This is a genomic window from Mesorhizobium sp. M7A.F.Ca.CA.001.08.2.1 (genome assembly GCF_003998455.1).
Classification (GTDB): domain Bacteria; phylum Pseudomonadota; class Alphaproteobacteria; order Rhizobiales; family Rhizobiaceae; genus Mesorhizobium; species Mesorhizobium ciceri.
Genome location: NZ_RZPW01000335.1, coordinates 1 through 6,418 on the forward strand (window position 1 = coordinate 1; position 6,418 = coordinate 6,418).

5 protein-coding genes are annotated in these 6,418 nt (G+C 61.7%); all 5 read right to left on the minus strand.

All coding sequences use genetic code 11. The features are described 5' to 3' along the window. Positions 1–1,127: ABC transporter ATP-binding protein (locus EN914_RS19740; RefSeq protein ID WP_164778808.1), on the minus strand; the 1,127-nt coding region annotated here is incomplete at its 3' end. A 67-nt stretch (positions 1,128–1,194) separates the two neighbouring features. Beyond that, entirely contained in the window at positions 1,195–2,352 is a 1,158-nt protein-coding gene (locus tag EN914_RS19745; RefSeq protein ID WP_013530884.1) for an ABC transporter permease, read from the minus strand. A 12-nt stretch (positions 2,353–2,364) separates the two neighbouring features. After that, complete coding sequence (locus tag EN914_RS19750; protein WP_013530883.1) at positions 2,365–3,399, minus strand: ABC transporter permease; 1,035 nt, start codon at positions 3,397–3,399, stop codon at positions 2,365–2,367. Positions 3,400–3,629: 230 nt separating this feature from the next. After that, positions 3,630–5,282 carry an ABC transporter substrate-binding protein gene (locus tag EN914_RS19755; RefSeq protein WP_013530882.1) on the minus strand — a complete coding sequence of 551 codons (1,653 nt, stop codon included), beginning with the start codon at positions 5,280–5,282 and terminating at the stop codon, positions 3,630–3,632. A gap of 266 nt (positions 5,283–5,548) precedes the next feature. After that, a partial coding sequence (locus tag EN914_RS19760) for a translocation/assembly module TamB domain-containing protein (protein WP_206527217.1) occupies positions 5,549–6,418 on the minus strand: 870 nt, incomplete at its 5' end.

Below are 6,418 nucleotides of genomic sequence, written 5' to 3' on the forward strand. Positions count from 1 at the left end.
CTGTAATATTTTCTGAGGTCCTCGATCTTGAGCACCGGCGCGCCGGGCACGACGCGCTCATTGACCTTCTTGGCACCGGGTGGCAGCGCTTCCCAGTCGATCTCGTTGAAGCGCACGCAGCGCGAGAAATGGCCTTCGTGACCAGCGACCTCGATCATCGGGATTTCGGCGGCGTTGCAGACACCCTCGACGAAATGGTGGCAGCGCGGGCCGAAATTGCAGCCCTTGGGCCGCTCGTGCGGCAGCGGCAGCTGTCCGGGGATGGAGATCAGCGGCCGTGAGTTCTTGTCGGCGCCCGGCAGCGGGATCGAGCGGAACAGCCCTTGCGTATAGGGGTGGCGCATCCGGTCGAACACGTCCTTGATCTTGCCGGTCTCCACCGCTTCGCCCGAATACATCACCGTGATGCGATCGCAGGTTTCCAGGATCAGGCCGAGATTGTGCGACACGAAGATCATCGACGTGCCGAACTTTTCGCCCAGCCCCTTGACCAGATCGACGATGCCCGCCTCCACCGTCACGTCGAGCGCCGTCGTCGGCTCGTCGAGCAAAAGCAGCGCCGGCTTCGACAGCAGCGCCATGGCAATGACGATGCGCTGCTGCTGGCCGCCGGAGAGCTGGTGCGGATAGGAGCGCATCATACGCTCGGGATCGGGCAATTTGACCGAGCGCACCATATCGAGGGCGCGTTTATAGGCCTCTTCCTTCGACACCTTGTCGTGGATCAGCGGCACTTCCATCAGCTGCTGGCCGACCTTCATCGCCGGGTTCAGGCTCGCCATCGGCTCCTGGTAGATCATGGCGATCTTGTTGCCGCGGATGGAACGCAACTCCTCGTCGGAGAGTTCGCCCATGTCCTTGCCCTGGAACTTGATCTTGCCGCCGACGATCTTCCCGATGTTGGAGAGGTCGCGCATGATGCCGAGCGACACGGTCGACTTGCCGCAGCCGGATTCGCCGACGATGCCCATCGCCTCGCCCGGCATGACGGTGCAGGAAAAATCCATGACCGCCGGTATCTCGCCCTTGCGGGTGAAGAAGGAGATCGACAGGTTCTCGATCTCGATGATCGGCCCTTTGGTTGGCCCGGGGGTCGGCTTGGCGGGATTTCGAACTGCCTCGTTCATGGGTCGCTCCAATCCTGGTTCTTCCAGGCCTGTTTCTCTCAGGCCCATCGGGTCGAAACCCGCGACATCAGTCTTTCATCGATTGTTCGCGCAGCGAGTCGGCGAGCAGGTTCAAGCCCAGCACGAACGACATCAGTGCGATGGTCGGCGGCAGCGCCGGATGGATGAAGGAGCGCAGCAGGCGGCTGGCGTCCTTGATCGCGGTGCCCCAGTCCGGACTTTCCGGCGCCAGGCCAAGGCCGAAATAACCGAGCGTGCCGAGCAGGATCGTGGTGTAGCCGATGCGCAGGCAGGCATCGACGATCAATGGCCCGCGCGCATTGGGCAGGATCTCCCACAGCATGATGTACCAGGGCGATTCACCGCGCGTCTGCGCCGCCGCCACATAGTCGCGCGTCTTGATGTCCATCACCAGGCCACGCACGATGCGGAACACGCCGGGGCTGGAGGCGAACACCACCGCCACGAAGATGTTGAGCTGGTTTGGATCGATATGGACGATGTGCAGCGGGTCCTTATCGAACACAAGGCCGAGATAGATCCAGCCACCGAGGATCAGGGTGATGCCGAGCAGGATGTAGAGCCGGTCGGGCCGGTTCTTGTAGCGGGTCCAGAACAGCACGCTGAAGAAGATGATCGGAAACAGGAAGAACACGCCGGCCATGCCGTACGGGATCGGCGTGTCCATGATACCCGGCGTCACCAAGAGGTAGAACAGCAGGATCACCGGGAAGGCGAGCACAAGGTTGGCCAGGAACGACAGCACGGTGTCGATCTTGCCGCCGTAATAGCCGGCGGGCAGGCCGAGCGTGATGCCGACCATCAGCGCGAAGCCGGTCGCGGCAGGCGCGATGATCAGCACGATCTGGCTGCCATAGACCATGCGCGAAAACACGTCGCGCGCCAGCTTGTCGCCGCCGAACAGATAGGTCAGCCCCGACTGCGGTTCGACGGCGCCCGGCAGCACGTCCTTCATGATCGGAATCTGGGCCAGCGGATCGAAGGGCGATATGGTCGCGGCGAAGATCGCCGTGAACAGCCAGAACAGGCAGATGCCGACGCCGACGATGCCGACACCGCTGTCGAACAGCTGGCCGTAGAGCGCCAGCTTCTTCTTGTAGGCGAAGCTCGCGCCCATGACGATGACGAGCGCGATCCAGACCGGCCAGAAGCGCGACAGCACTTCGAAAACGACGGTGAAGCCACTGATGTATTGAACCGGCATCGGCTTCGCTCCCTACTGAACTCTGATACGCGGATTGAGAAATGCGTAGCCGACATCGGAAATGAGCTGCGTGATCAAGACGATGAACACCGAGACCAGCGAGCAGCCGAGCAAAAGGTCGATATCGTTGTTGCCGGCCGCCTCGACCAGCGTGTAGCCGAAGCCCTGGTAGCGGAACATCACCTCGACGATGACGACGCCGGTGAGCAGCCAAGGGAACTGCAGCATGATGACGGTGAACGGTGCGATCAGCGCGTTGCGCAAGGCATGTTTGACCACCACGCTGCCGAAGGAGAGACCCTTCAACCGCGCGGTACGGATATATTGCTGCGTCATCACTTCGACCATCGAAGCTCGCGTCATGCGGGCGATATAGCCGATGCCGTAGATCGCCAGCGTCATCACCGGCAGTGTGAAATTGTAGAAGGTGATGCCCTGGCTGGCCGAAGCCGCCGAGCCGTTCAGCCAGCCTAGCCATGAGGCGAAGATGACGGTGAAGATGACGCCCGACACATATTCAGGCGTCGCCGTCGAGGCGATCGACGCCACGGACAGCACCCGGTCGGTTCGCGACCCCTCACGCATGCCGGCCAGAATGCCGATCAGCAGCGAGATCGGCACCATCACCGCCAGCACCCAGAACATCAGGATGCCGGTAGCGCCGAGTGCCGGAAACAGTTTTGAGGCGACGGTCGCCTTGAACTTGGTCGAGCAGCCGAAATCGCCCTGGAAAACGCCGGCAAAGGTCGGCACTAGCGGATCGTTGCAGAAGGAGAAACGCTGCGCCGGCTTACCGGTCGCCGGGTCGGTTACCGGCTGCTTGGGCAAGACACCAAGCCACTGGCCGTAGCGGACGAAGAAGTTCTGCCGGTAGCCATGGTTGACCAGCCAGCTCTCGAGCTGCTCGGCCGACGTATGCATTTCGGTCTGGCTGATCGCCAGCTTCTTCAGATTGGGTTCGAGGTTGATCAGGAAGAAGACGACCATGGTCAGGCACAGCATCGTCAATGCCATGGTGCCAAGACGCCTGATAACGAAGGAAAGCATGGCGGCCCCCTGCCGATGGGTTGGGGTTTGAGCCGGCTATGAAAGCCAACCCTGCCGTGACCGGCGGGGCTGGCTGTCAAACAGGCCTTCGGATGCGATCAACCCTGTTTTTGTTGCATGGCCTTGCCCGCGAGTCCGCAACTTTTTTGAGAATGTGCGGACCAGCAGGGACGGACAATGCAAAGAGCGAGGGAAGGGAGCGAGCCCCTTCCCTCCATGTCGATGCGATATCAAGCCTGGTCGAGCCAGACCTTGCCGTAGTCGCGCTCGAAGGTCGGGTGCATCTTATAGTTCTGCACCGCCTTCACCGAGTGGCTGTAGAGCTTGCGCCAGTACGGCTGGATCATGATGCCGGAATCCTGCAGGATCTGCTCGATGTCCTTCATCATGTCCTTGCGCTTGGCGGCGTCGGCAACGGCGAGCGCCGCATTGAGCTTGGCATCCCAGTCCGGATTCGACCAGCCGGCCTCGTTCCAGGCCTCGCCGGTGCGATAGGCGATGGCCAGAACCTGGACGCCGAGCGGACGCATGTTCCAGTTGGTCATCGACAGCGGATACTTCGTCCAGTCGTTCCAGAACGTGGAACCCGGCAGAACGGTGCGCTTCACCTTGATGCCGGCGTCGCGCAGCTGGGCGGCGATCGCATCGCCGGTGTTCTTGTGCCAGTCTTCGTCGACGGTGATCAGCTCGTGTTCGAAGTCGGCTTGGCCGGCTTCCGCCATCAGCGCCTTCGCCTTGGCCGGATCACGGGCAACCTTGGGCAGCTCGTAATATTCCGGATGGATCGAGCAGACATGGTGGTTTTCGGCGACCGAGCCGGCATTGCCGTAGCCGAGCTGCAAGACGACATTGTTGTCGACCGCAAGCTGCAGCGCGTTGCGCACCTTCTGGTCGCCATAGGGCTTGTTGTTGACGTTGGTGCGGCAGACGATGGTCGACGCGGTGACGATTTCCGACTTCACCAGGTCCATGCCGTCGAGGATCGACACATAGTCGGCCGAAGTCTCGAAGTTGGTGTGCACTTCGCCGGCCTCGAAAGCGCTGACCATGGCTGCCGGATCGGTGCCGTAGTCGATGAATTCCAGGCCATCGAGGAACACTTCGCCGTCCCACCACTTGTCATCGGTGCGGCGTTTGTAGACCACCTTCTGACCGACATCGTAGGAGACGAGTTCGAACGGACCGGTGCCGATCGGGCAGGCCTTGAAGTCGCCGCCCTTCTCATCGAAGGTCTTGTGGACGATCAGCCCGGGATAGTCGCACATGTTCGGAATCAGCGCGATGTCCGGCTTGCTGAGCTTAAGCACGACCGTGTGGTCGTCCGGCTTGGTCACGGCGCTTTCGTCGAGCTTGTCGTCCTTGACCAGCGAGCCGAGACGGCCGGGCATGGAATTGCCTTCGGCTTTCTTGTCAGCCCAGCGCTTCAGGTTGAAGATGACGTCATCGGCGGTGAAGGCATCGCCATTCGACCAGGTGACGCCCTTGCGCACATGCAGCGTATACTGCGTGGCGTCGTCGTTGACGTCCCAGCTTTCCAGCAGATAGGGGCGAAACGTGTATTCGGAGGTGTACTTGACCAGCGGCTCCAGCGCCTGGCGCTCGGCATTGGCGATTTCCGACCAGTCGGCCTTGCGCGGGTCCTTGGGATCTTTGATCCACTGGGCGATCTTCAGCGTGCCGCCCTTCTTGCCCTTTACCTCTTCGGCCTTCGCCGGCGTCGGATCGGCGAGGCCGAGCAAGCCGTAAGCCATTGCCGTCGATGCGCCGAAGACGCTGGCCATGGCCAGGAATTCGCGGCGGTCCACCTTGCCTGCCTTGGCTTCTTCGGCCATGGCCAGGATGTGATCCGGAACGCGATCGCCATTACTCTTATAAATTGTCATGACTTAACTCCCATTGTTGGCTTTCCGCCTTTTAACATTCCGCATCCAGGCCATGATGTCAAAGACGGCGTGGATTGAGAACATGTTAGGGAATGTGCAACTTTGAAAGGGGAGCGGTTCGCGTGATAACGACAGTCTTGGCGCAAATTTGCTACTGCCCGACGGATTCTTCTGGAATCGCGATAGTCGATTAAACTGAGACATTTACTCTGGCCCGCACAGCACCAGAATCGATCCACCATGAGGCCAAAAGCCCCGCCGAACTGTCAGTATTCCTTCTCGTAGAAGATGCCGCCCTTGGCTTCGCCGGCATCGTTGGCCTCGCCGCGCAGCTTGACGCCGCGCCCGACATTGAGGTCGATCGTCGCCTTGCCCGAGCCAGGCTTGTCGCCCTTCTGGATGGTGACATAGGTGCGGTCGTTGAGGTATTTGCCGGCCGAAACCGCCGTGCCGCCCTGATCGTCGGTGGTGACGTCGAGATCGTCGACGCCAATGGCGCTGCGCAGGTTTTCCAGCAGCGACGTCGAGCCGCCGACGCCGGCCAGCTGCCCCGCCGCTTCGGCGAGCTGGGCGATCTGCAGCGGCGACAGGTTCGACATCGAGCGGCCGAAGATCAATTGCGCCAGCACCTCATCTTCGGGCAGCGCCGGCACCGAGGAGAAGGTGAACTTCGGATTGGTCGCTTCGCCCGACACCACGATGGTGACGGTGGCGCTGGTCGTCGTCGTGGTCGCCGTCAAATTGAGATAGGGCACCAGCGAGCCGGAAAACCCGACCGTGCCTTCGGTGAAGGTCAGCCGCTTGCCGAGGATCGACAGTCGTCCGCGCTGCAAGGTGAAGGTGCCGCCCGCTTGCGGCGACGAGGCCGGGCCGGTCAGCTTCAGCGAGCCGCCAAGTTCGGCATCAACGCCCCTGCCCTGGATGAAGATCTGATTCGGCGCGTTGACCGTGACATCGAGCGCAAGGCCGCTACCGCCGCCCTTGCCGCTGGTCGTCGGCGGCCGCAGCGCCTTGTCCTGCGCCTTGACCGCGCCCGGCGCGTTCTTGTGCTTGACGTCGAGCGCCGCCAGCGAGCCCGGCAATTTGTCGGGAACGGTGATCACCGTCTTGGCGAGATTGACGGTGCCGGCGATGAC